The sequence below is a fragment of the Microbacterium sp. TPU 3598 genome, assembly GCF_002356155.1.
Classification (GTDB): Bacteria; Actinomycetota; Actinomycetes; order Actinomycetales; family Microbacteriaceae; genus Microbacterium; species Microbacterium maritypicum_A.
Genome location: NZ_AP017975.1, coordinates 3,508,084 through 3,532,775 on the forward strand (window position 1 = coordinate 3,508,084; position 24,692 = coordinate 3,532,775).

General features: G+C 68.8%; 29 protein-coding genes. 7 read left to right on the plus strand and 22 right to left on the minus strand.

The genetic code is table 11. The features are described 5' to 3' along the window. Positions 1 to 9: 9 nt before the first annotated feature. Positions 10 to 1,536 carry a sugar ABC transporter ATP-binding protein gene (locus MST3598_RS16730; protein ID WP_029259385.1) on the minus strand — a complete coding sequence of 509 codons (1,527 nt, stop codon included), beginning with the start codon at positions 1,534 to 1,536 and terminating at the stop codon, positions 10 to 12. Positions 1,537 to 1,697: 161 nt separating this feature from the next. Between MST3598_RS16730 and MST3598_RS16735 the strand changes: the two genes are divergently transcribed. Beyond that, entirely contained in the window at positions 1,698 to 2,702 is a 1,005-nt protein-coding gene (locus MST3598_RS16735; protein ID WP_029259386.1) for a LacI family DNA-binding transcriptional regulator, read from the plus strand. Positions 2,703 to 2,723: 21 nt separating this feature from the next. Here the strand turns inward: MST3598_RS16735 and MST3598_RS16740 are convergent, their stop codons facing one another. From MST3598_RS16740 to MST3598_RS16780, 9 genes are all read right to left on the minus strand, one after another. Beyond that, a complete protein-coding gene (locus MST3598_RS16740) occupies positions 2,724 to 2,927 on the minus strand; it encodes a hypothetical protein (protein WP_029259387.1) in 204 nt (67 codons plus the stop codon). Positions 2,928 to 2,983: 56 nt separating this feature from the next. Continuing rightward, complete coding sequence (locus MST3598_RS16745; RefSeq protein ID WP_029259388.1) at positions 2,984 to 3,598, minus strand: hypothetical protein; 615 nt, start codon at positions 3,596 to 3,598, stop codon at positions 2,984 to 2,986. Next, positions 3,595 to 4,179 (minus strand): DUF6286 domain-containing protein, encoded by a 585-nt coding sequence (locus MST3598_RS16750; RefSeq protein ID WP_021201634.1) that lies wholly within the window; start codon positions 4,177 to 4,179, stop codon positions 3,595 to 3,597. Before MST3598_RS16750 ends, MST3598_RS16745 begins: the two co-directional genes overlap by 4 nt. Beyond that, positions 4,176 to 4,568, minus strand: a complete 393-nt coding sequence (locus tag MST3598_RS16755; RefSeq protein WP_021201633.1) for a hypothetical protein — start codon at positions 4,566 to 4,568, stop codon at positions 4,176 to 4,178. The genes MST3598_RS16750 and MST3598_RS16755 overlap by 4 nt, the downstream gene beginning before the upstream one ends. Beyond that, a complete protein-coding gene (locus tag MST3598_RS16760) occupies positions 4,568 to 4,756 on the minus strand; it encodes a DUF2273 domain-containing protein (protein ID WP_017829702.1) in 189 nt (62 codons plus the stop codon). The genes MST3598_RS16755 and MST3598_RS16760 overlap by 1 nt, the downstream gene beginning before the upstream one ends. After that, positions 4,753 to 5,268 (minus strand): Asp23/Gls24 family envelope stress response protein, encoded by a 516-nt coding sequence (locus MST3598_RS16765; protein ID WP_029259389.1) that lies wholly within the window; start codon positions 5,266 to 5,268, stop codon positions 4,753 to 4,755. Before MST3598_RS16765 ends, MST3598_RS16760 begins: the two co-directional genes overlap by 4 nt. 152 nt (positions 5,269 to 5,420) lie before the next feature. Beyond that, positions 5,421 to 6,056, minus strand: coding sequence for a DUF1684 domain-containing protein (locus tag MST3598_RS16770; RefSeq protein WP_029259390.1), 636 nt, complete (start codon positions 6,054 to 6,056; stop codon positions 5,421 to 5,423). Between the two features lie 9 nt (positions 6,057 to 6,065). Further along, a complete protein-coding gene (locus MST3598_RS16775; RefSeq protein ID WP_029259391.1) occupies positions 6,066 to 6,884 on the minus strand; it encodes a sugar nucleotide-binding protein in 819 nt (272 codons plus the stop codon). 9 nt (positions 6,885 to 6,893) lie between these two features. Then, entirely contained in the window at positions 6,894 to 7,355 is a 462-nt protein-coding gene (locus tag MST3598_RS16780; RefSeq protein WP_021201629.1) for a MarR family winged helix-turn-helix transcriptional regulator, read from the minus strand. 115 nt (positions 7,356 to 7,470) lie between these two features. On the opposite strand from MST3598_RS16780, the gene MST3598_RS16785 reads away from it, so the two are divergent. Beyond that, the gene (locus tag MST3598_RS16785; RefSeq protein WP_051671058.1) at positions 7,471 to 8,727 is read left to right on the plus strand and encodes an MFS transporter; all 1,257 of its coding nucleotides are present in this window, start codon (positions 7,471 to 7,473) and stop codon (positions 8,725 to 8,727) included. Between the two features lie 166 nt (positions 8,728 to 8,893). On the opposite strand, the gene MST3598_RS16790 is transcribed toward MST3598_RS16785, so the two are convergent. Both MST3598_RS16790 and MST3598_RS16795 read right to left on the minus strand, forming a co-directional pair. Continuing rightward, complete coding sequence (locus MST3598_RS16790) at positions 8,894 to 9,544, minus strand: MIP/aquaporin family protein (protein WP_029259393.1); 651 nt, start codon at positions 9,542 to 9,544, stop codon at positions 8,894 to 8,896. 149 nt (positions 9,545 to 9,693) lie between these two features. After that, complete coding sequence (locus MST3598_RS16795; RefSeq protein WP_051671062.1) at positions 9,694 to 11,307, minus strand: acyl-CoA dehydrogenase family protein; 1,614 nt, start codon at positions 11,305 to 11,307, stop codon at positions 9,694 to 9,696. A 101-nt stretch (positions 11,308 to 11,408) separates the two neighbouring features. On the opposite strand from MST3598_RS16795, the gene MST3598_RS16800 reads away from it, so the two are divergent. Both MST3598_RS16800 and MST3598_RS16805 read left to right on the plus strand, forming a co-directional pair. Continuing rightward, on the plus strand, positions 11,409 to 12,794 hold the full coding sequence (locus MST3598_RS16800) for an APC family permease (protein WP_029259395.1): 1,386 nt from the start codon (positions 11,409 to 11,411) through the stop codon (positions 12,792 to 12,794). Beyond that, positions 12,781 to 13,008, plus strand: a complete 228-nt coding sequence (locus MST3598_RS16805; protein WP_021201624.1) for a hypothetical protein — start codon at positions 12,781 to 12,783, stop codon at positions 13,006 to 13,008. The genes MST3598_RS16800 and MST3598_RS16805 overlap by 14 nt, the downstream gene beginning before the upstream one ends. Before the next feature lie 14 nt (positions 13,009 to 13,022). On the opposite strand, the gene corA is transcribed toward MST3598_RS16805, so the two are convergent. Beyond that, positions 13,023 to 14,039 (minus strand): magnesium/cobalt transporter CorA, encoded by a 1,017-nt coding sequence (gene corA, locus MST3598_RS16810; protein WP_021201623.1) that lies wholly within the window; start codon positions 14,037 to 14,039, stop codon positions 13,023 to 13,025. Positions 14,040 to 14,075: 36 nt separating this feature from the next. Beyond that, a complete protein-coding gene (locus tag MST3598_RS16815) occupies positions 14,076 to 15,368 on the minus strand; it encodes a serine hydrolase domain-containing protein (RefSeq protein WP_029259396.1) in 1,293 nt (430 codons plus the stop codon). 96 nt (positions 15,369 to 15,464) lie between these two features. On the opposite strand from MST3598_RS16815, the gene MST3598_RS16820 reads away from it, so the two are divergent. Both MST3598_RS16820 and MST3598_RS16825 read left to right on the plus strand, forming a co-directional pair. Further along, entirely contained in the window at positions 15,465 to 15,779 is a 315-nt protein-coding gene (locus MST3598_RS16820) for a DUF2470 domain-containing protein (protein ID WP_021201621.1), read from the plus strand. A gap of 46 nt (positions 15,780 to 15,825) precedes the next feature. Beyond that, positions 15,826 to 16,473: a biliverdin-producing heme oxygenase gene (locus MST3598_RS16825; protein WP_021201620.1), complete on the plus strand. Its 648-nt coding sequence runs from the start codon at positions 15,826 to 15,828 to the stop codon at positions 16,471 to 16,473. Positions 16,474 to 16,494: 21 nt separating this feature from the next. Here MST3598_RS16825 and MST3598_RS16830 read toward each other — a convergent pair whose 3' ends face one another. Beyond that, positions 16,495 to 17,889 (minus strand): ATP-dependent DNA helicase, encoded by a 1,395-nt coding sequence (locus MST3598_RS16830; RefSeq protein WP_029259397.1) that lies wholly within the window; start codon positions 17,887 to 17,889, stop codon positions 16,495 to 16,497. A 113-nt stretch (positions 17,890 to 18,002) separates the two neighbouring features. On the opposite strand from MST3598_RS16830, the gene MST3598_RS16835 reads away from it, so the two are divergent. After that, entirely contained in the window at positions 18,003 to 19,073 is a 1,071-nt protein-coding gene (locus MST3598_RS16835; protein WP_021201618.1) for a hypothetical protein, read from the plus strand. Positions 19,074 to 19,091: 18 nt separating this feature from the next. Here MST3598_RS16835 and MST3598_RS16840 read toward each other — a convergent pair whose 3' ends face one another. From MST3598_RS16840 to MST3598_RS16870, 7 genes are all read right to left on the minus strand, one after another. Next, positions 19,092 to 21,023, minus strand: coding sequence for a cytochrome c oxidase assembly protein (locus MST3598_RS16840; RefSeq protein WP_096359724.1), 1,932 nt, complete (start codon positions 21,021 to 21,023; stop codon positions 19,092 to 19,094). A gap of 166 nt (positions 21,024 to 21,189) precedes the next feature. After that, the gene (locus MST3598_RS16845) at positions 21,190 to 21,477 is read right to left on the minus strand and encodes an HU family DNA-binding protein (protein WP_017203554.1); all 288 of its coding nucleotides are present in this window, start codon (positions 21,475 to 21,477) and stop codon (positions 21,190 to 21,192) included. A gap of 390 nt (positions 21,478 to 21,867) precedes the next feature. Beyond that, positions 21,868 to 22,692 (minus strand): endonuclease domain-containing protein, encoded by an 825-nt coding sequence (locus tag MST3598_RS16850; RefSeq protein ID WP_029259399.1) that lies wholly within the window; start codon positions 22,690 to 22,692, stop codon positions 21,868 to 21,870. 355 nt (positions 22,693 to 23,047) lie between these two features. Beyond that, complete coding sequence (gene rpsN / locus MST3598_RS16855; protein ID WP_017829734.1) at positions 23,048 to 23,353, minus strand: 30S ribosomal protein S14; 306 nt, start codon at positions 23,351 to 23,353, stop codon at positions 23,048 to 23,050. Between the two features lie 3 nt (positions 23,354 to 23,356). Continuing rightward, positions 23,357 to 23,527: a 50S ribosomal protein L33 gene (gene rpmG, locus MST3598_RS16860; RefSeq protein WP_017203558.1), complete on the minus strand. Its 171-nt coding sequence runs from the start codon at positions 23,525 to 23,527 to the stop codon at positions 23,357 to 23,359. Further along, positions 23,527 to 23,763 (minus strand): 50S ribosomal protein L28, encoded by a 237-nt coding sequence (gene rpmB, locus MST3598_RS16865; RefSeq protein ID WP_017203559.1) that lies wholly within the window; start codon positions 23,761 to 23,763, stop codon positions 23,527 to 23,529. The genes rpmG and rpmB overlap by 1 nt, the downstream gene beginning before the upstream one ends. Positions 23,764 to 23,902: 139 nt before the next feature. Next, positions 23,903 to 24,691 (minus strand): DNA-3-methyladenine glycosylase, encoded by a 789-nt coding sequence (locus tag MST3598_RS16870; RefSeq protein WP_051667794.1) that lies wholly within the window; start codon positions 24,689 to 24,691, stop codon positions 23,903 to 23,905. Position 24,692: the final 1 nt, after the last annotated feature.

Below are 24,692 nucleotides of genomic sequence, written 5' to 3' on the forward strand. Positions count from 1 at the left end.
TGGCGGTGGTCACGAGGAGAGCTCCGATGCGTGCGTCGCGGCGTACATGACGTTCTCGGAAGTGGCCTCCGAGCGGGCGATCTCTGCGGTGATCCGCCCCTCGCGCATGACGAGGACGCGGTCGGCCATGCCGAGCACCTCCGGCAGTTCGGACGAGATCATGAGGATTCCCATGCCCTGCCCGGCGAGCTCGGAGAGCAGGCGGTGCACCTCGGACTTGGTGCCAACGTCGATGCCTCGGGTCGGCTCGTCGATGATGAGGACCTTCGGCTGCGTGGCGAGCCACTTGGCGAGGACGACCTTCTGCTGGTTGCCGCCGGAGAGCGTCGCGGCGACCGTGTCGAGGGCGTGCGTCTTGACCTCGAGCCGGGTGGCCCATTCCCGGGCGGCACGGTTCTCGATGCCGGTGGTGAGGAAGCCGAGTTTCGCGAGCTGGCGGCGGATCGAGAGGGTGATGTTGCCGCCCACACCCGATTCGATCACGAGCCCCTGCTTGCGGCGGTCTTCGGGAACGAGCGCGAGACCGGCCCGCATGGCATCGGTGGGGCGGTTGCGCGGGATGCGCGCGCCCTGCATCGTGACGGTGCCCTCGCGATAGGGGTCGACCCCGAACACGGCACGCGCGACTTCGCTGCGGCCGGCTCCGACGAGACCGGCGAGGCCCACGATCTCACCCGCGCGCACGGTGAACGAGATGTCGTGGAAGACACCGGGGCTGGTGAGGTTCTCCACCTCGAGCAGCGGAGCGCCGACCGTGGTCTCCTGCTTGGGGAACAGTTCGGTCACCTCTCGACCGACCATCTGGTGCACGATCTCCTCGACCGAGGTGTCGGCGATCGCACTGGTGGCGATGTAGGCGCCGTCGCGCATGACGGTGACGGTGTCGCAGAGGGCGAAGACCTCGTCGAAGCGGTGCGAGATGAAGATGAGCGCGCGGCCCTCGTCGCGGAGGCTGCGGGCGATCGTGAACAGGCGCTCGACCTCGACGCCGGACAGCGCAGCGGTGGGCTCGTCCATGACGAGAAGGCTCGCGTCGAGCGAGACGGCCTTCGCGATCTCGATGACCTGCTGATCGGCGATCGAGAGGCCCTCCGCCGGACGGTCGGGGTCGATGGTCACGCCGAGCCGGGTGAACAGGCGCTCGACCTCGTGCCGCATGGCCTTGCGATCGATCCGTCCGAAGCGCCCCGTGGGCTGGCGGCCCATGAAGATGTTCTCGGTGACCGAGAGGTCGGGGAAGAGCGTCGGCTCCTGGTAGATCACGGCGACGCCCGCGCTCTTGGACTGTGCGGTCGAGGTGAAGTCCACGTCTTCGCCGTGGAACCGGAAGATCCCTTCGTCGCGCTGGTACAGGCCGGCGACGATCTTCACGAGGGTCGACTTGCCCGCCCCGTTCTCGCCGACCAGAGCGTGGATGGAACCGCCGTCGACCGACAGCGTCCCGGAACGGAGAGCGACCACCGCACCGAACGACTTTCGGATGTCGCGGAGCTCGAGCGCCGGTGGAGCACCGGGAGCCCCAGAGGGAATCGTCATTGATCGGACCTAAACTGCAGGATCATCCCTGCGGATTGAATCGTTTTAAAGAGTGGAGCATCTGTAAATTACGACCCTGGGTGGGCTGCTGTCAAGTCACGGAATGACCAGTGGTACGTTTCAGGGAGAGGTTTCGCGGATCCCGCGGAAAGGAATACGTCGTGGTCGTCAGTGTTCGAGATGTCGCTCTCGCCGCATCCGTGTCTGTCGGGACCGTCTCGAACGTCCTGAACCATCCGGACAAGGTCTCTCCCGCCACGGTGGAACGTGTCACGGCCGCCATCGAGAAGCTCGGGTTCGTGCGCAACGATGCGGCCCGGCAGCTCCGGGCCGGCCAGAGCCGCTCGATCGGCCTCGTGGTGCTCGATGTGCGCAACCCGTTCTTCACCGACATCGCCCGCGGCGCGGAGGAACGCGCCGCCGAGGCCCGGATGACGGTGACCCTCGGCAACAGCGACGAGAAGGTCGAACGCGAACGCGCCTACATCGACCTGTTCGAGGAGCAGCGCATCGCCGGGCTGCTCATCTCCCCCCTCGCCGACGACCTCCCGCGTCTCCGCCGTCTCCGCGACCGCGGGACGACCGTGGTGCTCGTCGACCGTGAGGTCGCCGATGAGAGCTTCTCCTCGGTCTCGGTCGACGACGTGGGCGGCGGCTACCTCGCCGTGCAGCACCTCGCTGCCCAGGGGCGGCGCCGCATCGCTTTCGTCGGCGGGCCGATGGGCATCCGCCAGGTGGTCGACCGTCTCGAGGGTGCCAGCAAGGCGGCGAACGAGGCGGAGGTCTCCCTCGAGGTCATCCTGACCGACTCGCTGAGCGTGCTCGCCGGCCGCGCCGCCGGAGAGACCCTCAGCGCGCGGGCTCCGGAGGACCGGCCCGACGCCATCTTCGCTGCGAACGACCTGCTCGCCATGGGGGTCCTGCAGGCGCTCATGATGCGGGGCAGCATCCGGGTGCCGGACGAGATCGCGCTCATCGGCTACGACGACATCGACTTCGCCGCCGCGGCCGTCGTCCCGCTCTCGTCGATCCGTCAGCCCGCGGAACTCATCGGATACACGGCCGTCGATCTGATGCTGCGAGAGGCCGGCGGGCGGTCCGAGCGCGAGCGGGTGGTGTTCCAGCCGGAGCTCGTCGTGCGGGATTCGACGGCCCGCCCGGTCTGACCGACGCCGACCAGCCGCACGTCAGCGGCGGAGGGCCTTGCGTGCCTTCTTCGACGCCTTCTCGGCGGCCTTCTTGCGCCGCTTCCGCGCCCGGGGGTCGTTCCACAACCGCACCAGCTGATGCCGGACCGACTCGCCTTTGTTGATCTGCACCGTCGCCGCTCGACTGCCGAGGATGTAGGCGACGAACGCGACGCCGACGATGAGGAGGATCTTGTTGCGCATGATGCCTGCTTTCTGCGGGAGTGGGGCGACCGGCGCGCTCAGGAGAGACGGTGTGCTCAGGAGAGACGGCGCTGGTCGTGCGCGAGCCGGGCCCGGAGGCTCGTGTGGATCGAGACGAACGTCGCGGTGTCGCGTCCGGTGAGGACAGCGAGGTTGGCGAGCAGACGGTCGACATGGTCGACGAGCTCCCGCGGGTCGGTGTTCTGACGCGGCGTCACGGAGACGTGCAGCACCGGGCTGCGACGCACATCGTTGGCCGTCACCTGCGCCGAGAGGACCTCGTCGCGCGTCGTGAGGGAGTTCTTCACCGCGTCCGAGACGAACGACTCGTTGACCGTCACACGCCCCAGCGGGTTCTGCGCTCCCGTCGAGCGGAGCACGGTCTTCGAACGCCGTCCGGCGATGCTCGTGAGCGCGAGGATCAGCAGCACGATCACGACCACGATCGCGACGACCGCGCCGATGCCGATCCACGACAGTGCTCCTCCCGCGATGGCGGTCGCGGCGATCGCCTGGTCCAGCCAGGACCGCGCATCCCTGCCGCCTGCTGTCCAGATGTCGGACAGCGTCGGCCAGCTCATGATGGCGATGCCGAGGGCGCCGAGCGCGAGGAACAGCAGCCCGATGATCAGGAGCAGGGTGCGATTCAACGCACGGTTGGTGTTGTTCACAGCTCGTCTTCCTTCTCGGTGGGGCGCTCGATGCGCACCCGCGTGCGAACCCTGTCGGTCAGCCGATACGACTGCAGCTCCGCCTCGGCGGCTGCCCGCACGTCGGATGCGTCAAGTGGCACGCCGATTCCCGGGCGCACGGTCACGTCGACGGTGCGGTGTCCGACACCGACGGTGATGCTGTCGCGCGTGAGACCCGTCTCCTCCGCGAGGTGCTGAGCCAACGCGCTGGCGATCACGCCGTTGTCGACGACCACCGCGCGTCCGCCGGCATCCAGCACGTGCTTGGACAGTCGCCCCGGCGTGATGGCCAGTACCACGAAGGTCAGCCCGATGAGGGCGAGCACCACACTGCCGGCGATCACGAGCCCGGCGGGCTGTGCGGTGGGCAACCCGATGAGCCAGCCTCCCGCCGCGGCGGGACCGACCAGGAGTGCGGGCTGCGCGGCGAGGCTCAGCACGATCTCGAGCCCGATGTACGCGAGGGCGAGGATGAGCAGGATGACCGCGACGAACATCGCGACGGTGCGCGGCGAGTGCGTCTCGCGTCGGATGACACGGCGCAGGACCGGGGTGCTCATTGCACTCGTCTCCTTTCCGGGATGGTGGCACCGGTGACGGTGAGATTGATGCGGATGACGTTGCGTCCGAGGATCGTGCTCAGGCTCTGCTGCAGCTGCTCCTGCAGATCCCGCGCACGTTCGAGGACGGGCACGGTCTGCGCGATCGCGGCCGTGTCGTCCAGTCGGGGAACGGGAAGAGGCGTGGCGATCCGCACGCTGATCCCCCGCGGGTGCTCGGCGACATCGACCTTCACGTCGCTGCGAGGCACCCCGATCAACGTCGCAGACGCCTTCTCGGTGACGGTGCGGTAGACGCGATCCTTCACCTCGACGCGTCCGCGGACGGCGGCCCCGCCGGCGGCGGCTCCCGAGGGAGCGCCGCCGGCGATGTGCTGGTCGGCGCGCATCAGGAGGTGCGCCGCCCGGTGAAGACGTCCGCGAGACCGCGGACGTCGAGCTTGCCGGACGCGATCCGACCCACGAGCGCGCCGATGCCCGCGAAGACGGCCATGAGGAGGAATCCCCAGAAGCCGAACAGCAGAGCGGCGAGAGCGAGGAGAGCGCCGATCAGGGCACCGACCGTTGTGGCACTCATGAGACTCGCGACTCTTCGCTCTCGTCGCTGTCGTCGCCGGGCACGTGCACGTCGTTGACCTCGACGTTGACCTCGACGACCTCGAGGCCGACCAGGCGGCTGATCGCGCCCGCGACAGCGGCACGGACGTTGTTCGCGACGTCCTGGATCGGCGCCGGGTACTCGACCACGATGGTCAGGTCGGCGGCGGCCTGCGTGTCGCCCACCTCGACCTTGACGCCCTGGGCGAGGTCGGTGGCGTTGATCACGTCGCGGATCGCACCGAAGGCACGTGCGCCGCCGCCGCCGAGCGCGTAGACGCCGGCGACCTCACGTGCGGCGATGCCGGCGACCTTGGCGACCACGCCGTCGGCGATGGTGGTCTTGCCCGCGGCATTGGCGTCCGTGGGGACGCGCGATGCGGAGAATCCGCTCGACCGGTCGACGCGCGATGCGCCGGTGGCGGCCTTCGGTGCGGCCTGGGCGAGCTCCTTCTCTGCCGGAGCGGGGGTGGTCTGGTCCTGGTGTGCCATGAGGTGTCCCATCTCGATCTGAAGACCGGTCGCGGGTCTCGTATGAGACTCCCGCCGGGAGCGAAACGCTCGCTCGGAGATAGGACGTGCGGAAGGGCCGAAACGTCACAAAGAAGTGCGGATCCCGCCCAGCGGCCTGCGGAAAGGGACGTTCAGGAGGACGGAGTTCCGTACATCTCGCCCACAGGGACCGGCACCGGGAGCACGTTGCCCGGCTGCGCGAGCGGGCAGGCCCACGCCGGGTCGTACGCGCACGAAGGGTTGTAGGCGAAGTTGAAGTCGAGCACGATCGTGCCGCCGTCCGCATCCGACCCCAGGTCGGCGCCCTTGATCGTGTCGATCAGGTAGCGCCCGCCGCCGTAGGTTCCGCCGGGACGACCGGCGAGCGCGTCGCGCAGCGGGATGAAGAGACCGCCGCCGTAGGACTTCAGCCGCCAGACGTCGAGCGACCCGGCGTCGGGGATCTCGACCCGACCGACGCGCTCGAACGGAACGATGCCGTCGGTGCCGGTCGCGAACTCGAAGCCTCCCTCATCGGCGGCGAGGACAGGCAGTTCGAATCGCCACTGCGGATCGTACGAGGCGATCGGGAGTCCTTCGAAGAGCGCCCGATCCTCCGACAGCAGCGGGGTGGCGGGATGGCGGAGCATCAGTTCGTCCCGTTCGATCCGCCAGAGCTCGTGCGCCTCTTCCGGGGAGTCGGCGATCCGAACGGCGTCGTACAGGGCGAAGACCCGACGCCGCCAGTCGACGACGTCGATGGCGGTGCGTGCGGCTGTGTTCGTCATGGCCCCAGGCTACGCGGCCGAGCCGGCGATCATCGCGACGTAACCCTCTCGATAGGTGGGGTAGTCGAGGCGGCCGAGCATGGACCGCAGGAGGGTGCCGTCATAGACGAACCCGCCAGGTTCCGCCGAGGCGCTATCCGGCGGCACCTCGACCCCCAGCTCGCGTGCGATGAACGTGACGACGTCGCCGAGCGGAGCAGGGCTCTCGTCCACGGCGTGCAGGAGTCGTGGCGGCTCCGGCATCCGCAGCAGCATCTCGAGCGTGCGGACGAGGTCGGTCTCGTGGATGCGGTTTGTACGTCGCGCATGTTCCACCGCCACCCCCGCGCGCACCGTGCGCAGAAGGTACTCGCGTCCGGGTCCGTAGATTCCCGCCGGCCGCACGATCGTCGCGTCGAAGATCTCGACCGCTGCCCGCTCCCCGTCGAGAAGCCCTCGCGAGCGCATGCTCGTGGGCCCTGGCTGATCCCGCTCGGTGATCGGCCGCGCGGACCCCGAACCGTCGAAGACCCCGGTCGACGACACGAACACCGTGCGCGCGGGGATCGCCGGCAGGGCGGCGGCGAGATGCGTCAGCGCGGTGCGATAGGCGGCGGGGGTGTCACCGGGTGGGAGCGTGACGAGCATGCGGTCGACCGCGGGAAGCCGCGCGGCGAGCGGCGCCGCCAGGTCGGCGCGGATCCCGATCGCACCCGCAGGAGGAGGACTGTCGCTTCGACGCAGCGCGTACACCTCGCCGTTTTCGAGGAACTGTGGCGCCAGGCGCGCGGCGATCTTGCCGGAGCCGACGAGGAGGGTGCGGGAGGAGGGCGCAGCGGAGCCGTGCATGCGTTTCGATCAGCCCGCGGCGAGCGCCGGCAGCGCGACGCCGTGCAGCGCGTCGACGACGGGGGCGAGTTCCGGCTGCGCCGCGGCGTCTTCGAGCACCTGCTCGAGGGCGGCGTCGTGGATGGGTCGAGCCCGCTCGTAGAGCTCACGCCCTGCGGGGGTGAGCTCGGTGTAGATGCCCCGACGATCGTCGGCGCAGAGGATCCGGGTGAGGAGTCCGCGGTCTTCCAGGCGGTTGACCAGGCGTGTCGTGGCGCTGGGACTCAGGGCCGCGGCTCGGGCGAGCTGCTGCATGCGCATATGCCATCCGTCTTGACGGTCGAGCGCATCCAGCACCGTGTACTCGACCACCGAGAGCGAGGCGGCGTCGGCCAGGCTGCGCTCGAGGGCCGTCTCGATCAGGCCGTGCAGGGCGGCGAGCGTCCGCCACCCCTGCGCGCGCACCTCGACCGCGTCGTCACCGATACCCATGGCCATCCTCCGAGATAGTTGCTTGCGCTGGATACTTGCGTGTGCAATCATTGTCTTTCGATGCGCAATATGCCGCGTCTGCAAGTATCCCCACCAATGTACCAGGAGAATCGTCATGCCTCTAGGACTGATCGCCCTCGCCATCGGGGCGTTCGGCATCGGACTCACCGAGTTCGTCATCATGGGCCTGCTGCCCGAGGTCGCCCACGACTTCGGCGTCACCGAGTCCGCCGCCGGCTGGCTCATCTCCGGCTACGCGCTGGCCGTCGTGGTCGGTGCCCTCGTACTCACCGCCGCGGCGACCCGGCTGCCCAAGAAGCCCGTGCTGCTCGGCCTCATCGTGCTGTTCATCATCGGGAACGGTCTCACCGCACTCGCCGACGACTACGGCATCGCCATGCTCGGCCGCATCATCGCCGCCCTCTGCCACGGCGCGTTCTTCGGCATCGGCTCCGTCGTCGCGGCCGGCCTCGTCGCCCCCGAGAAGAAGGCGGGCGCCATCGCCATCATGTTCACCGGCCTCACCGCCGCGAACGTCTTCGGCGTGCCGTTCGGCACCTTCCTCGGCCAGGAGCTGGGCTGGCGCTCGACGTTCTGGGCGATCTCCGGCATCGGCGTGCTGGCCTTCGTCGGCATCGCACTGCTGGTCCCCCGTCTCCCGCGTCCGACCGCACACGTCAGCCTGCGCAGCGAACTGTCCGCCTTCCGCTCCGGTCAGGTGTGGTTCTCGCTCATCGTCACGATCCTCGCGTTCGGCGGGATGTTCGGAGCCTTCACCTACATCGCCTACACGCTCACCGAGGTGAGCGGCTTCGCGACCTCGACCGTGCCGTGGCTGCTCGTGCTCTTCGGCGCCGGCCTCGTGCTCGGCAACTGGCTGGGCGGACGACTCGCCGACCGTGCGATCGACCGCACCCTGGTCATCTTCATCGCCGCCCTCGTGGTGGTGCTCGCCCTGTTCTCGGTCGCCGCGCCGTCGGGCATCGCCACGATCATCGCCCTGTTCCTGATGGGCGGGTTCGGGTTCGGCACGGTCCCCGGGCTGCAGAGCCGCGTCATGCAGTACGCCGGCGGAGCGCCCACCCTCGCCTCCGGCGCCAACATCGGCGCCTTCAACATCGGCAACGCGCTCGGTGCGTGGGCGGGCGGAATGGGCATCTCGGCAGGGCTCGGCTACACCTCGCCGATCTGGATGGGAGCGATCCTCACCGGCATCGCGCTCGTCGTGATGGTCGTGGCGGCGGCCCGTGCCCGTAGCGCTCTGTCTCGTGATGCACTGTCGCGCGATGCACTGTCTCGTGATGCAGTGTCGCGCGATGCGGTGTCGTCGGGCACGGGTCCGACCGCCGTCGCCTCGGTCCCGGCCGGCTGACCCGACACTCGGTCACCCGTCGGACGGATTCACGGATGCAGGACGATTCGACACTCTTCTTGTCGACCTCCGTGCGTTCTCCCGACATGTGCACCCGGCGACGATCGCCGCACGCAGAAGCGCCGCACCCTCCGACGAGGATGCGGCGCTTCGTTCCCGCAGCGGGTTACTCCGCGGCGGCGATCTTCTTGGCGTCGTCCGTGTTGAGCACGCGGAACAGGATCGCGGCGATCACGGCGCCGACGACCGGGGCGACGATGTACAGCCACAGCGAGCTCCACGCGAAGTGACCGCTGACCGAGAGGCCGAGCGCGACGGCCGGGTTGAAGCCGCCGCCCGAGATCGATCCGACCGTGGCCGCACCGACGAAGACGGTCGCACCGATCGCGAGACCGTAGAACGAGTTGCCCGCGGTGTCCTTCGACGTGGCGGTGTTGAGCACGACCCACACCAGGATCAGCGTGAAGAGGGCCTCGACGAGGAACGCCGGCCCGACCTCGATGATCATGGCCTTCTCGCCGGCGGGCCACACGGCGAGCGCGACGAGCGCGGCCACGGCACCACCGACGAACTGGGCGATGAGGTAGGCGATGAAGTCGACGACGCTGAGGCCGCCGCGCAGGAACACACCGACCGAGACGGCCGGGTTCAGGTGTGCACCCGAGATGTGACCCGTCGAGTACACGAGCACCATCAGGGTGAAGCCGATCGCGAGCGGGGTCAGCGGGCTGCCGCTGTTGACCGCCGCGATGATCGCGAGGACGAAGAGGAAGGTGGCGATCGCTTCTGCGAGCGCCTTGCGTGCCGTACCAGTCATGAGAGAGCCCTTTGTCTTGGGGATTCGTGGGAGAGGAGGCTCGTTTGGCCGCTCACTCCGGTCGACGCACCCCTCTTGCGGCACTGACGCTATCGCTGCGCCGACCGGAATATCGGGAGCCGCGCGGGCTTTCTGTGAATTCGCTGAACCTACGCGCGAGCGGCGATCGCGGCGCTGTCCACGCCTCGGGGCAGCGCACCGAACAGGCCGGAACCCTCGTCGATGCGGGCGGCGATGAACCCGTCGGCGACCGCGGCGGGTGCCGTGCGCAGCAGCTGGGCCGCCGACAGGGTGAGCGCGAGGGCTTCGACGAGCCTGCGCGCCGAGGCGTCCGGCATCGGATCCGCCGCCATCTCTGCCACCAGACGCCTCGTGCGGTCCAGATGGGCGTCGAACCGGGAGTCCACACCCCGCACCGCCGACACCTCGGCGTCGAAGGCCTCGAGCGATTCGGGTTCTCGGGCGAGCGCCCGCAGCACGTCGAGCGCGATCACGTTGCCCGAGCCCTCCCAGATCGCCATCACCGGCTGCTCGCGGTACCGCATCTCGAGGGGCCAGTCCGTCGTGATGCCGTTGCCCCCGAGGCACTCCAGCGCCTCGGCGGCGTGGCCGGGCGCGCGCTTGCACACCCAGTACTTCATGACCGCCGTCGCCAGCCGGCGGAACGCCCGATCCTGTGCCGAGGCGTCATCGTCGTACGCACGGGCGAGCCGCATCGCGACCGCCGTCCCCGCCTCGACCTCGAGCTGCAGGTCGGCGATCACGGCCGTCATCGCGGGCTGATCGATGAGGGTGCGCCCGAACGCCGACCGATGCCGCACATGCCAGGCGGCCTCGGCGACCCCCTGGCGCATGCCGGCCAGCGAGCCGAGCATCGAGTCGAGCCGCGTGCGGGTGACCATCTCGATGATGGTGCGCACGCCGCGCCCCTCCTCCCCCACGAGGGTCGCCTCGGCCTGCTCGTACTCCACCTCGCTCGAGGCGTTCGACCGGTTGCCCAGCTTGTCCTTGAGCCTCTGGAAACGGAGCCGATTGCGCGTGCCGTCGTCGAGCAGCCGCGGCAGCAGGAAGCATGACAGCCCACCCGGCGCCTGCGCGAGCACCAGGAAGGCGTCCGACATCGGTGCGGAGCAGAACCACTTGTGGCCGGTCAGCGCATAGCGCCCGTCGCCCTGCGGCACGGCGGACGTGGTGTTCGCCCGCACATCGGACCCGCCCTGCTTCTCGGTCATGGCCATGCCGAACAGGGCGCCGGGCTTTCCGAGGCGCAGGCCGGGCTCGTACGAACGCGACAGCAGCCGGGGCATCCACTCCTCCGCGAGGCGCGGATGCGCGGCGATCACGGGAACGGCCGAATGCGTCATCGACACCGGACAGGCATGACCGGGCTCGACCTGCGCGTAGAGCATGAACGTGGCGGCGCGAGCGGCGCCGGCCCCCGGACGGGGGTCCGCGAATGCGGCGGTGTGCGCCCCGTCGGCGACGGCTGCGCCGATGACCCGGTGATAGGCGGGGTCGTACTCGACCTCGTCGATGCGCTCGCCCCAGCGGTCGTGCGTGCGCAGCACGGGCTCGTTCCGGTTCGCCCGCCGGGCGTCGTCTTGGAAGCCCGCCGACCCGACGCGACGACCGATGCCCCGCAACGCCTCGTCCGCCCACTCCGCGCCGTGCAGCCGCACCGCCTCGGTCAGCGCGATGTTCGCCCCGTACTCGTCGATATCGACGCGCGGCGGGGCCTGATTGAAGACGCTGTGTGTGCTCACGATGCCCCGATGGAATCACGGATACCGATCTCGGGGCAATGGCGGGGGCGAGCGATGTCAACCCCATGGCCGCTCTTCGCCCTTCCCCGTACCGTTCGAGGATGACCACGGAGACCGCGCCCGCCGCCGAGACCTCGACCCGGCTGCGGAGGGCGATCACCGGTCCCCTCCTGTTCGCGTTCATCCTCGGGGACGTGCTGGGCGCAGGCATCTACGCCCTGATGGGGGTGCTCTCCGAGAAGGTGGGCGGGATGCTGTGGGCGCCTCTGCTCCTGGCGCTGCTGCTCGCCATGCTCACGGCGGGTTCCTATGCGGAACTCGTCACGAAGTATCCGCGCGCCGGAGGAGCCGCCGTCTTCGCGGAGCGCGCATTCCACAGTCCGCTGGTGTCGTTCCTGGTGGGATTCAGCATGCTCGCCGCAGGAGTCACGAGTGCGGCCGGCCTCGCCATCGCGTTCGCGGGCGACTACCTGGGCACGTTCCTGGATCTGCCGACGATCCCGGTCGCGATCGCCTTCCTCGCCCTGGTCGGCCTCCTGAACGCCCGCGGCATCCGCGAATCCATGGGCGCGAACCTCGTGATGACCGCGATCGAGCTGAGCGGCCTGGTCATCGTGATCGCCGTGGTCGCGGTCTTCGTGGGCGGCGGAGGCGGCGACGTCTCCCGTGTCGCGGAGGCGCCGGAAGGGACGAGCGTCGCCGTCGCAGTGCTGTCCGGTGCCGTCATCGCCTACTACTCGTTCGTCGGGTTCGAGACGTCTGCGAACATGATCGAAGAGGTGAAGGATCCGCGCCGGACGTACCCTCGTGCCCTCTTCGGCGCCCTGTTCACGGCCGGAGCGGTCTACGTGCTCGTCGGTCTGGCGAGCTCGATCGCCCTCCCACCTGCAGAACTGCAGGAGTCGAGCGGTCCCCTGCTCGCCGTGGTCGAAGCCACCGGCGTCAGCATCCCCTCCTGGCTGTTCAGCCTCATCGCGCTCGTCGCGGTCGCCAACGGCGCACTGCTGACGATGATCATGGTCAGCCGTCTCACCTACGGCATGGCCGAGCAGGGCCTGCTGCCCGCCGCCCTCGGCCGCGTGCTCCCGAAGCGGAAGACCCCCTGGGTCGCGATCCTCACCACCACCCTCGTGGCGATGGGGCTGACGCTCGTCGGCGATCTGGCGACGCTCGCCGAGACGGTGGTCCTGCTCCTCCTCGTCGTCTTCCTCAGCGTCAACGTGTCCGTGCTGGTACTGCGTCGCGACCGCGTCGACAACGATCACTTCCGCGTGTGGACCTTCGTCCCCGTGCTCGGCATCGGTTCCTGCCTGCTGCTGCTCACCCAGCAGCGACCGGCCGTCTGGCTGTTCGGCGCGATACTGCTCGCCGTCGGAGGCGTGCTGTACGTGCTGGCGCGCTGGGGCAGGAAGCATTCGGAGAAGAAGAACGCCCGCCCCGACGGCGAGCCCGTCCACGACCAGAAGGAGAATCATGAGCACGCCTGAGCACACGTCCGCCGACGAGATGACGAGCGCGGAGAAGCGGCACGATCAGCTGACGTCCGCACCGGACGCCACCGAGGCCGACGCCGCACCCCGCGTCGAGGTCAGTGAGCACGACGGCAACACCCGCATCGACATCGCGCCGGGGGCACCGGTGCGTCCGGGGCCCGGTCCCGGAATGCCCGAGGCCGATTCCGAGGCCGATTCCGAGGACTGACGCGCGGCCCGGCTCTAGAGCCAGCCCTTGCGCTTGAAGGCCGCGTAGAGCCCGAAGCCCAGCGCGATCATCATCCCGACCGCCATCGGGTAACCGAGAAGCCAGTGCAGCTCGGGCATGTGATCGAAGTTCATGCCGTAGATCGTGCCGACGAGCGTCGGGGCGAACAGGATCGCCGCCCATCCCGAGATCTTCTTGACCTCGTCGTTCTGACGGATGCTGAGCTCCGTCATCCGCCGCATCTCCTCGTTCTGGCGACGCGCGACGATCGTCGACTCGACGGTGAGCGCGTTGTCGAGGACGGTGCGGAACGTCGTGGCGCGGTCACTGACGCGCAGGGTGTGATCCAGCACGTCGCGGAGATACCGCTGCAGCTCTTCGGTCACCTGGTACTTGTCCGACCCGCGCAGCAGGGCCTCCAGCATGCCCGACAGCGGCTGCGTGGCCCGCTGGAAGTCGATGACCTCCCGCCCCAGGTCGTAGATGCGCTGGGTGGCGTCGGTGTTCTCCTCGAACAGCTGGCTCTCGATCTCGTCGATGTCGTTCTCGAGCCCGGCGAGGACGGGCGTGTACTCGTCGACGACCTCATCGAGGATCGCGTACATCACGGCCTCGGGACCACGGGCGAGGAGGGCGGGGTCGGCCTCCAGCCGTCGGCGGACGCGCGCGAGGTCCGGTGACTCCGCATGCCTGATCGTCACGACGAAGTCGGGGCCGACGAGCACGTGCACCTCGCCGAACTCGACCTCCTCGACGTCGTCGAGATAACGCGCCGGCCTCAGCACCATGAACAGCACCTCGCCGTAGCGTTCGAGCTTGGCGCGCTGGTGACCGGAGAGGGCGTCCTCCACGACGAGCGCATGGATGCCGAACTCGTCCGCGACCGCGCGGATCTCCTCCTCGCTCGGCCGATAGAGCCCGATCCACCCCATGCCGCCGCGCTCCCGCATGCGCTCGAAGGTCTCGCTGAGGGTCACCGGATTCTCGGTGCGGACGCCATCCACGTAGATCGCATTGTCGATGATCGCCATCGTCGCCCCTTCGCGTTCCTGTCGGTCAGAGCGGGATCACTGCGCGGCGGGCGGGGCCACGCAGGGGATCGCGGTATCGGCGATCGCCTGGTGGTACTGCTCGGCCGTGAACGGAAGGCCGAACTCGGGCGCGGTCTGCCCCGCAGCGGCCGGCGCTTTCGAGGCGATGGCGGCGAGTTCCCACGAGAGCTGCTGGGCGAACTGCGCCCCGGCCGTCGAGTCGTTGAGCACGACGGCCACGGTGAACCCGGTGGCAGGGTCGGAGTACGCCGCCGTGGCGTATCCGGGCGTCCAGCCGTGCTGACCGATCATCGATCCCACGAGGTAGGCACCGCCCGTGGCCTGGAACCAGGACTCGGCTCCGTCGGCAGCCGGGAGCGGCTCACCGAAGCGGTCCGGCTTCTCCTTGGTGCGCAGCGCCTGCTGCGCCTCCGCCTGTGCGTAGCGCCCCAGGTCGGTGATGGTCGACACGACACCGGAGTCGGTGAAGCCCGAGCTGGACGACAGCTTCGTGATGTCGACGGGGGCGGCGCAGTCGAACCCGCCTTCGACGGCGTTGAGGAAATGACCGTTCAGTACCGCTCCGGTTCCCGGCGGCGCAGGGGTCGGGCTCGGCAGCGAAGTGTCCGGGAGCCCGAGGGGCTCGGTGACGTATTCGGCGATCAGCTCGGAGGCGGTCATCCCCGAGGCGCGTTCGAGGGCCAGCCCCAGCAGGAGGTAGCCGGCATCCGAGTCGCGGAAGGTGGTGTGGGGGGCGACGCGGTCACGCGCCAGGCCGAAACCGGCCAGCTCCAGAGGAGACCAGACCCGGTCGGGGGTGTTCAGCCACGCCGACTTGACGGTTCCCTCGGAGGATCCCGCCCCACTGGTGCCGTTGCACAGGTCGAGGAGGGTGATGCCCTCGTCTCGCATGTCGGCGACACCCGAGACGTAGTCCGCGACGTTCGCATCGAGTTCGACCACATCGCGGTCGGCGAGGGCATAGAGCACGTCGCACGTCATCAGACGGGTCACATCGGCGATGCGGAAGGACATGTCGGTCGACACCTCGGCTCCGCCCTCGCGGTCCTGCGTGCCGATGCCGGCCACCCAGCTCCCGCTCCACGGCGCCCAGACACCGACGATCGCGCCCGACGCACCCGACGCGACGAGGGCGTTGTCGACGGCGGCCTGCATCGCGGCGACCGTGTCATCGGGGAGCGCCCCGTCGACCTGAGCGGGGGGCGTGTACGAGAAGGACTCCTCGGAAGAGCATCCGGTGAGAACGAGAGCGAGCACGGCCGCCGTGGCCGTTGCGGCGCGCCACCGGCGCGACGAGAGAAGCTGCATGGAAAGAACCCCCGAAGACGTGTCTCCCGAGTCTAGAGCGCCGATGCTGAAAGTCGGCCCCGGAGCAGACGTCGAGCCCCGCATAAGGTTGTCGTCATGCCCCACACCTTCGATGCCGACGTGATCACCGCCGTCCTCCGCCACATGAACGGCGACCACACCGATGACAACATCCTCATCGCCCGGGCGTTCGCGGAGCCGTCGGATGCGGAGATCACCGCATCGATCATGACCGGCTTCGACGGGGACGGCGGGCTGTGGGAGATCACGCGCGACGGCGCCGTCACCGAGTTGCGCGTGCCGTGGCCCGGCGGCCCGATCGACGACCGCCCCTCGGTGCGCCGTGAGGTCGTGGCGCTGTACGACGCCGCCTGCGCCCGGCTCGGCGTCGAACCTCGCCCGCACGCCTGACGGATCCGGCTTCCCTCCGGGGTTAGGTAACCCTTACACTGGCCTCATGCCCGAGATCCTCTCCTTCTCCGCCGCCCTGCGCGAGCGTTCGTCCGGATCGCACTCCCGCAGCGAGACCGCCGGCTTCATGTCCGACCTCCTGAAGGGCGAGGGATCGCGCGAGGACTACATCTCCCTCGTCGCACAGCACTACTTCATCTACGAGGCCCTCGAGGGCGCCGGCGAGCGCATGCGCCAGGATCCGGTCGCCTCGGTCTTCATCACCGACAAGCTCACGCGCCTGCCCGCGCTCGAAGCCGACCTCGAGTTCCTGCTCGGTGCCGACTGGCGTGAGCGGATCGTCGCGCTGCCCACCACGCAGCGTTACGTCGACCGCATCCGTCAGGTGGGCGCCACGTGGGCCGGCGGTTTCGTCGCCCACCACTACACCCGCTACCTCGGCGACCTCTCCGGAGGCATCTTCATCGGACGCGTGATGGCACGCCGCTTCGGCTTCGAGACCAACGGCATCGGCTTCTACCTGTTCGACGACATCGCCGATCCGGCCGCCTTCAAGGACGTGTACCGCGAGCAGCTCGACGCCGCTCCCTGGGACGATGCCGAGCGCGAGCGCGTGATCGACGAGGTGCTCCTCGCCTACCGTTTCAACACCGAGCTGTTCGAAGACCTCGACCGCGCGCGCGCCGCTGCCTGAGTCTGCACCCGAGCCGGGGGCTCAGCCCTTCGGCAGCTCCGGGGTCGACGCCGCGAGCCAGGCGTCACGCATGAATCGACGCACGTCTTCGTCCACCCGGATGTCACGGGGTCGCAGCGCGCGCGACAGGTAGAGGCCGTCGAGCGAGGTCAGCCGACTGAGAGCGACGTAGGTCTGCCCGGGCGCGAACGCCCCGGAGCCGAGGTCGATGATCGCCCGCTCGTAGGTCTTGCCCTGCGACTTGTGGATCGTGACCGCCCACGCCAAGCGCAACGGGAACTGGGTGAACTCCGCGACCACGTCACGGGAGAGCTTCTTGGTGTTCTGGTCGTACGCGTATCGGAACCGTTCCCACACGGCCGGTTCGACGTCGACCTCCTCGCCGTCGATGTCGACACGCACAGCGCTGCCGAGGATGCGTACGACCGTCCCGATGGTGCCGTTGACCCACCGCGGCGGCTCCCCCGACATCGCGGTGTCGTTGCGCAGGAACATGACCTGCGCTCCGACCTTCAGCTTCAGCTCCGACTCGGCGGGGAGCGCGGCCTCGCCCCGCCCGAAGTCTCCGCTCACCTCGGCACGTGCGGTCTGCTCCTTGCCCGGCAATGCGGCCAGGTGACGACTGTTGATGCTGTTCACGATGTCGTTGCGGGTCGCGAGCGTGATCATCGGCACCTCCCCCGGCTCCGGGGCCGGTGGGGTCCGCGCTCCCTGGGCGTTCAGCACCCCGGCGATCTCGGCGGTGACCCGTCCGTAGCGCACGGCGTTCAGCATGGCCTTGAACCCGTCGTCGGACTGGCGGTGGATCTGCACGAGTTCGCGCACGTGCAGTTCGGCCCGCGAGTCGACCGCGAAGAGTCCGCCCTGATCGGACTCGCCGGTACCGCCGCCGGTCCCTGCCCACACCTTCGCATCGAAGAACCAGAACGAGCGGTAGTGGTCCTGCACGTAGCGGGCCTCATCGCCGCGGGGCGGCACGGGCGCCAGCTGGTAGGGGTCTCCGAACATGACGACCTGCACGCCGCCGAACGGCTCGCCCCTGCGCCCCCGCGCCTGGCGAAGGGAGCGGTCGATCGCATCCATCAGATCCGCGTTGACCATCGAGATCTCATCGATCACGAGCGTCTCGATGGCGTTCAGGATGCGACGGGTCGCGTCGTTCTGATCGATGTCGGCGTCCCCGATCAGACCGATCGGCAGGCGGAACAGCGAGTGGATCGTCTGCCCCTCGACGTTGAGCGCCGCCACGCCCGTGGGCGCGCAGATGGCGATCTGCTTCTTCGTGTTCCACGCGAAATGCTGCAGGAGGGTCGACTTGCCGGTCCCGGCTCGACCGGTGATGAAGACGTGCTCGCCGGTGTCCTCGATGAGGCGGAACAGCTCTTGCTGCTCCTCGGACAGGGCGGGAAGGGACACGGTTCTCACAGGGGCAGCGGGCGGACAGGGCGCTCGTCCATGCTACGGCCCGGCATCCGCGCACGCCCGCCGACGCTCGGCGTCCCCCCAGGACGCCCTCCTAGACTGACGCCATGGACCGGGCACGTGCGAGCGCGCCCCGGCGCGCGCGCCTGGGGGTCGACCTGGCGATGCTCGCTGTCGTCGGCATGATGCTCGTCGCCGCACTCGGAGCCGGTGGCGTCACGCTGTATCAGCAGTTCTACGGGCCGTCGGCGTTCGTGGTCCGCTACCTCGACCTGCTCTCCTCCGGTCGCGCCGCTGACGCGCTGCGTGTTCCCGGGGTCGCGATCGACCGCGAGACACTCGATGCCGCGGGCATCGACCCCGCGGCATCCGAGGCGATGCTCCGCCGCGCCGCGCTCGCGCCTCTGACCGACGTGACGGTGACGTCGGAGAAGCCCGCAGACGGCGGCACCGCCGTCACCGTCAGCTACCAGGCGAGCGGCCACCCCGGGACCAGTACGTTCCTGATCGAACAGGACGGATGGGCGGGAGTCACCCCCCATTGGCGTTTCACGACGAGCCCCCTGGCCGTCGTGGATCTCACGGTTCGCGGTGCGGACAAGTTCGCCGTGAACGGGTTCGAGGTCGATCGGCGTCAGGTGTCGATCGACGGCGCCGATGCCGTCCCCCTCGACCCGCTGCCGCTGCTGGTGTTCACCCCCGGATTGTATGCGATCACGGTGGACACCCCCATATCGACGGCCTCCGGCCACGGAGTGCTCGCCGACACCCCCCTCGCCGTCACGCCGCTCGATGTGCAGACCGAGCCGACCGACGAGTTCATCGACGTGGTGCAGGAGCGCGTCGAGGCTTTCCTCACCGAGTGCACGACGCAGGAGGTGCTGCAGCCGACGGCCTGCCCGTTCGGCCTGCGGGTCACGAACCGCCTCGCCTCGGCTCCGAAGTGGTCGATCGCGACCCAGCCACGGGTCACGGTCACCCCCGACGGCGGGCAGTGGCAGATCCCGACGACGGATGCGGTCGCTCACGTCGACGTCGACATCAAGTCGCTGTTCGACGGCAAGACCCAGCCGCTGTCGGAAGACGTCCCCTTCCAGCTCACGGGAACGATCGCGATCCTTCCCGACGGCACCGCGTCGATCAGGATCGGCTCCCCCGGAGAGCAGCCCGTCGGCTGACGCCCGAGCGAGCCGGCCTCAGCGGCCTGCGCGCTGCTCCCGCTCGTCGCGCTCGGCGAGGGCAGCCAGCTTGGCGTTGTACTCCTCGAGCTCGGCGTCTCCCGTGCGATCGGCGTGCCGGTCCGCGCGGCGCTGCAGCTTGGTGTCGCTGCGACTCCACTGGATCGCGACCGTGATCGCGAGGATGAGCGTGGGGATCTCGCCGATCGACCAGGCGATGCCGCCACCCACGTACTGATCCTGCAGCGGGTCCACGCCCCAGTCACGGCCCATCGATCCGAACCAGTCGGCCACCATGAGCCCCTCCTGCATCATGATCGCGATGCCGAAGAAGGCGTGCATCGCCATCACCGCGATCAGGGTGATCAGACGACCGGGGTAGGGCAGACGGTAGGGCACCGGGTCGGCGCCGATCAGGCTCATCACGAAGAGGTAGCCCGAGATCAGGAAGTGGATGATCATCCACTCATGGCCGAGGTGCTCGTACATGGACCAGCGCACGAGGTCGGTGAAGTAGAACGCCCAGAGCGACAGGATGAAGATCGCCGCCGCCACGAACGGGTGCGTCACGACGCGGGCGAAGGGCGAGTGCACGGCCCACATGATCCACTCGCGACCGCCTCGGGTCCCGTCGTCGCGTTTGTGGATCGCACGCAGGGCGAGGGTGATGGGGGCACCGGACACCATCAGCAGCGGGATCGCCATCGACAGCATCATGTGGCCCATCATGTGGATGCTGAAGAGGTATTCCTGGTAGGCGTTGAGCGGCCCGCTGGTCACCCAGACGAGCATCAGCATGCCGAGCACCCAGAACACGGTGCGATGGATCGGCCAGCGGTCGCCGCGCAGTCGCAGCCGCCGCACTCCTGCCAGATAGAGGAACAGTCCGAAGCCGGCGGCGACGAGCCAGAGCACGTCGAAGTCCCAGGCAGTGAACCAGCGCTCTATCGTCAGTTCCGGCGGCAGCGTCGAGCCGGTGAGGATCTGCGCGGGGGTCTGGGCGAACGCGGCGACCTCCCCGGTGGGGGGAGGTGTGCGTGCGAGTGCGGCGGCAGCACCCGAGGCGAGACCCATCAGCGCGACCTCGCACAGCACGAGGAGCCAGAACCAGCCGGCCGCGCGCTGACCGGAGAGCTTGGGGATCAGGCGGGCGCGGTACCAGGCCCCCAGCAGCCCCATTCCTCCCAGGAGCGCGACCTTGGCCAGCACGATCCAGCCGTAGGGCGTCGCCCACAGCGCATCCCAGCTGCCGACGGCGACGATGGACCGGGTGACGCCCGACACGGAGACCACGGCGAAAGCGGCGATCGCGAGCGACGAGTAGCGCCCGACGAGTTGCGCGGTGTCGACATCGGCTCGTCCGCGCAGCAGGACCAGGAGCAGGAGACCGCCGAGCCAGACGGCGGCGCCGATCGTGTGCAACAGGATCGAGTTGACGGCCATGTTGTGCCCGGCGAGGTCGCCGGCATGGCCCTGAGTCGCGAGCGGGAGGAAGGATGCGGCGGCGAGGAGGGCCGTGATCAGTGTGGGTGTCCACGAACGCCACGCGAACGCCAGCACCGTGATGATCGCACCGAAGATGGTGGTGATGAGCCAGGACTGCCCCAGCGGCAGCTCCAGCAGGAATCGACCGAGCTGCGTGCCGAACTCGCGTTCGATGCTGAGCTTCGGGTTGAAGGCGGCCATGAAGGCGAGAAAGCCGGCGAGACCCGCGGAAACCGTGAACACGGCCGCTCCCACCGAGGCGATGTTCAGGGCGGCATCGAATGATCGGTCCCCCGCGCGCAGTCCGAACAGCGCGAGCACGAGCGAGCCGAGCATGACCGCGCCCGAGATGTTCATGACGAGCTTGGCGATCGGCGTGCCCCAGAGCACGAACGGCCCCGGATCCTGCAGGAGCGGCGGCTTGGCGCCTCCGCCGACGAGCAGCGCCAGCACGAGGGCTGCCATCGCGGCGAGCAGGAGGATGACGATTCCCGCGATTCGATACGCCGAAATCCGACTCGTCGACTCGCTGCGGGAACTCACCCCTCCAGCCTAGGCGCGACCGGCGGTGAGAAAGCACGAAGGCCGCTCCCGTCGGAACGGGAGCGGCCTTCGAAGAGGTGCGGTCGAATTACTTGACGGCAGCCTTGAGCTTGGAACCAGCGGTCACCTTGACGCGCTTGCCGGCCGGGATCTTGATCTCGGCGCCGGTCTGCGGGTTGCGGCCCGTGCGAGCAGCGGTGTCGACCTGCTCGAAGGAGATCCAGCCCGGGATGGAGACCTTGCTGCCCTTGGCAACAGCGTCGGAGACCGTGGCGAACAGCGAGTCGAGGACACCGGAGACGGTGGCCTGGCTCTGGCCCGTGGCGCTTGCGATGCTCGCGACGAGCTCGGTCTTGGTGATGGACTTGTCAGCCATGTCATCCTCCAGCGACGAGATCCCGTCGCATCGTTGTGGGTATCGGAGCGGGTGCTCCTGGTCTAGCGACCGCCTCGAATGTACCAACCACCACCCTCATTTCCGCGTCATTTCGCGGGTTTTGGGCAATTACTGGGCGTGTCGCGTCACTTTTGTCACTCCAGTCACAGAAACCAAGGCCCTCAACGGGGCCGGTGCGCCTTGATCACGGCGCTGGACGTGCGCGCGAAAGTCGGCGCGACGCGGTCCTCCCCGTCCCCCACACCCCCACCCCCCACACCTCCACACCCCGTGTGGGGAGGAGTTCTCGCCGATGGGCGGAGGATGTTCCCGAGAGGCTCCGCCCGACGGGGAGTTCTCCGCCCGTCGCGGAGTGCAGAGGTGCGGGGATCAGCGCGCAAGATGGAGGCGCTGAGCGATCGCAGCCAGGATCAGGCTCTGCACGTCCGCCCAGTGGTTCATGAGCTGGTCGTAGCCGATGCGGATCACGTGATAGCCGCGGAGCATCAGCTCGGCGTCGTGCGCGATATCGCTCGTGCGTTGGGTTCCGACATGATGCTGACCGTCGATCTGCACGACGAGTCGTTCGCCGATCAAGAAGTCCACTCGGTGCCCGATGATCCAGACCTGCGGCGTGATCGGCAGGTCCAGCCATGCCATCCGCGTGCGGAAGATGGTCTCCGTCCCCGCGTCGGCGAAGGGACGGGCGTCGCCCAGGAGCCGCCTCGCCGCCGGCGGCAGGGGTGCCCGTTCGAGCACGTCGTGGTCCACGGCCCCTGCCCGCATCGCGGACTCCCAGGTCGCGAGCGCATCTTCATATGGCTGACAGCGCGCCACGAGCACGAGCGCGTTCTCGATCGAGTCCTCGAGCAGATCCGGATCTCGAGGGAAGATCGGCCGGCTCCAGTGCACGACCCCACGAGCATCCTTCGCGTGACCGGACTTCGGGGGTGCCGCCAGGTGCGGTCGCGATACGGCCGTCACCCACAGATCCTTCCGCGCGGCAACGGTGACGCAACTGAGCACGACTCCTCGCTTCGCCGCCGCGACGAGCATCGGGTCCGCACCGGGGAGTCCCACCCACCCCCGGCACACCGAGACCACCGCCCCTGCGCGCACCGCTTGCCGCAGCGCGTGCTCGGTGACCCCCGCTCGGCGCATAGTGACGACCCGCGCGATCCCGTTCCTGGCTGTGAGGGCGCGCACGACATCCATGCCTCGAGCCTGCCGCGCCTCGACGGCCCCGCAGCGCCACAGATCCGCCCTCTGTTGACTCCTTAGCAGTGGCTACTCGCTGTGCAGGGGCAGTCTTCGGGCGGACTTCCTCGTGATGGGCGGCGAACCCCATCACCGAAGTCCGCCTATCAGCGAGAAGTCCGCCCTTCGCGTGGCGCTTCAGGAGACAGGAGACAGGAGACAGGAGACAGAGACAGAGACAGGAGACAGGAGACAGGAGACAGGAGACAGGAGACAGAGACAGGAGACGCAGGCGCGGAGCGAACGTGAGGGTGGGGACGCGAAAGGGGCGAGGATCCGAAGATCCTCGCCCCTTTCGGCTGTCTGCTGAGACTTACCAGCTCGACTTGGTCACGCCGGGCAGCTCGCCACGATGCGCCATGTCACGGAAGCGGACACGCGAGATGCCGAACTTCGTGAGGACACCGCGGGGGCGGCCGTCGATGACGTCGCGCGAACGCACGCGAGCCGGCGACGCGTTGCGCGGCAGCTTCTGCAGGCCGACGCGAGCGGCCTCGCGGGCCTCGTCGGTGGCGTTCGGGTCGACCAGGGTCTTCTTCAGCTCGGCGCGACGCTCGGCGTAACGCTCGACGATGACCTTGCGCTGCTCGTTGCGAGCGATCTTGCTCTTCTTAGCCATTGATCAACGCTCCTCTCGGAATTCGACGTGCTGACGGATGACCGGGTCGTACTTCTTGAGCACGAGGCGGTCGGGGGTGTTGCGGCGGTTCTTCTTGGTCACGTACGTGTATCCCGTACCTGCCGTCGAACGCAGCTTGATGATCGGACGTACGTCCTGAGCCTTCTTGGCCATTAGAGCTTCACACCCTTCGCCTGGAGGTCCTTGACCACGTTCTCGATGCCACGGACGTCGATCACCTTGATGCCCTTGGCGGACACGTTGAGCGTGATCTTACGACCGAGCGAGGGAACGAAATACGTCTTCTTCTGCACGTTCGGGTCGAAGCGGCGCTTCGTCCGGCGGTGCGAGTGCGAGACATTGTGTCCGAAGCCGGGAACAGCTCCGGTCACCTGGCACACTGCTGCCATGATGTGACTCCTTCTATACCGTGAGGCCGGACGGCCCCACCCAAGATCCCTTGTCTGCACGCAACCACGACCCGCCGATCTCTCGGCCGCAGAAGGGGAAGCACGCGAACTGCGCACAGGAGTGTGCGCAGACAAAGAGTCAGTTTAGCACGGGCGCCGACGCGGTCGATCCCGGCTCCCCCGAAGCGAGTTCGGCAGCAGCCTCGGCCGCGCCCCTGCCCCATCGGAACGGCGACACCGTCGGGTCCGCGTCGATCCAGAAGCGCCACGGGAAAGCCGCGGTCCCGGCGACGCCGGCGACACCGACGCGCGGACCGCTGGCCACGTCGTCCCGCTGCGGACCCAGCCACAGCTCGGCTCGTGCTCCGCGACGCTCCCCACCCGTGATCGCGTCGATCCCGTCGTGCATGGGATGCCGCAATCCCACTGCCTGTCCGAGACGACCCGGCCCGCGGGCGAGGTCCCGCAGCGTCGTGCGCCGAAGGGGAAGCGCGACGCCACGTCGGAGGGCCGCCGCCTCCGTGCCGCTCACGATCTCGCCCGCCCGGAGCAGCACGCCGTCGCCCTGCCCTTCAGGGCCGCACACGACGTTCACGCACGAGTGGATGCCGTGGCTCAAGTACACGTACAGGTGGCCCGGCTCGCCCCACATCGTGGAGTTGCGGGCCGTGCGCCCCATGCGCGCATGAGAACCCGGATCGGGGATCTCGCCCGTGCCCTGCCCGTGGTATGCCTCGACCTCCGTGATGCGCAACCGCACCTCGACGGGAACGGAGTCGCTCCCGATCGTGACGACCGTGCGCAGCTCGCCTCCGAGCAGGCGCGGTGCGACGTCGACCGCAGAGGCGCTCAGGTCTGCACGGACGGCACGGCGCAGGCTTTCGTGCGGCAGGTCGACGCCGCGGAGGAGGTCGGAACCGTCCGTCATC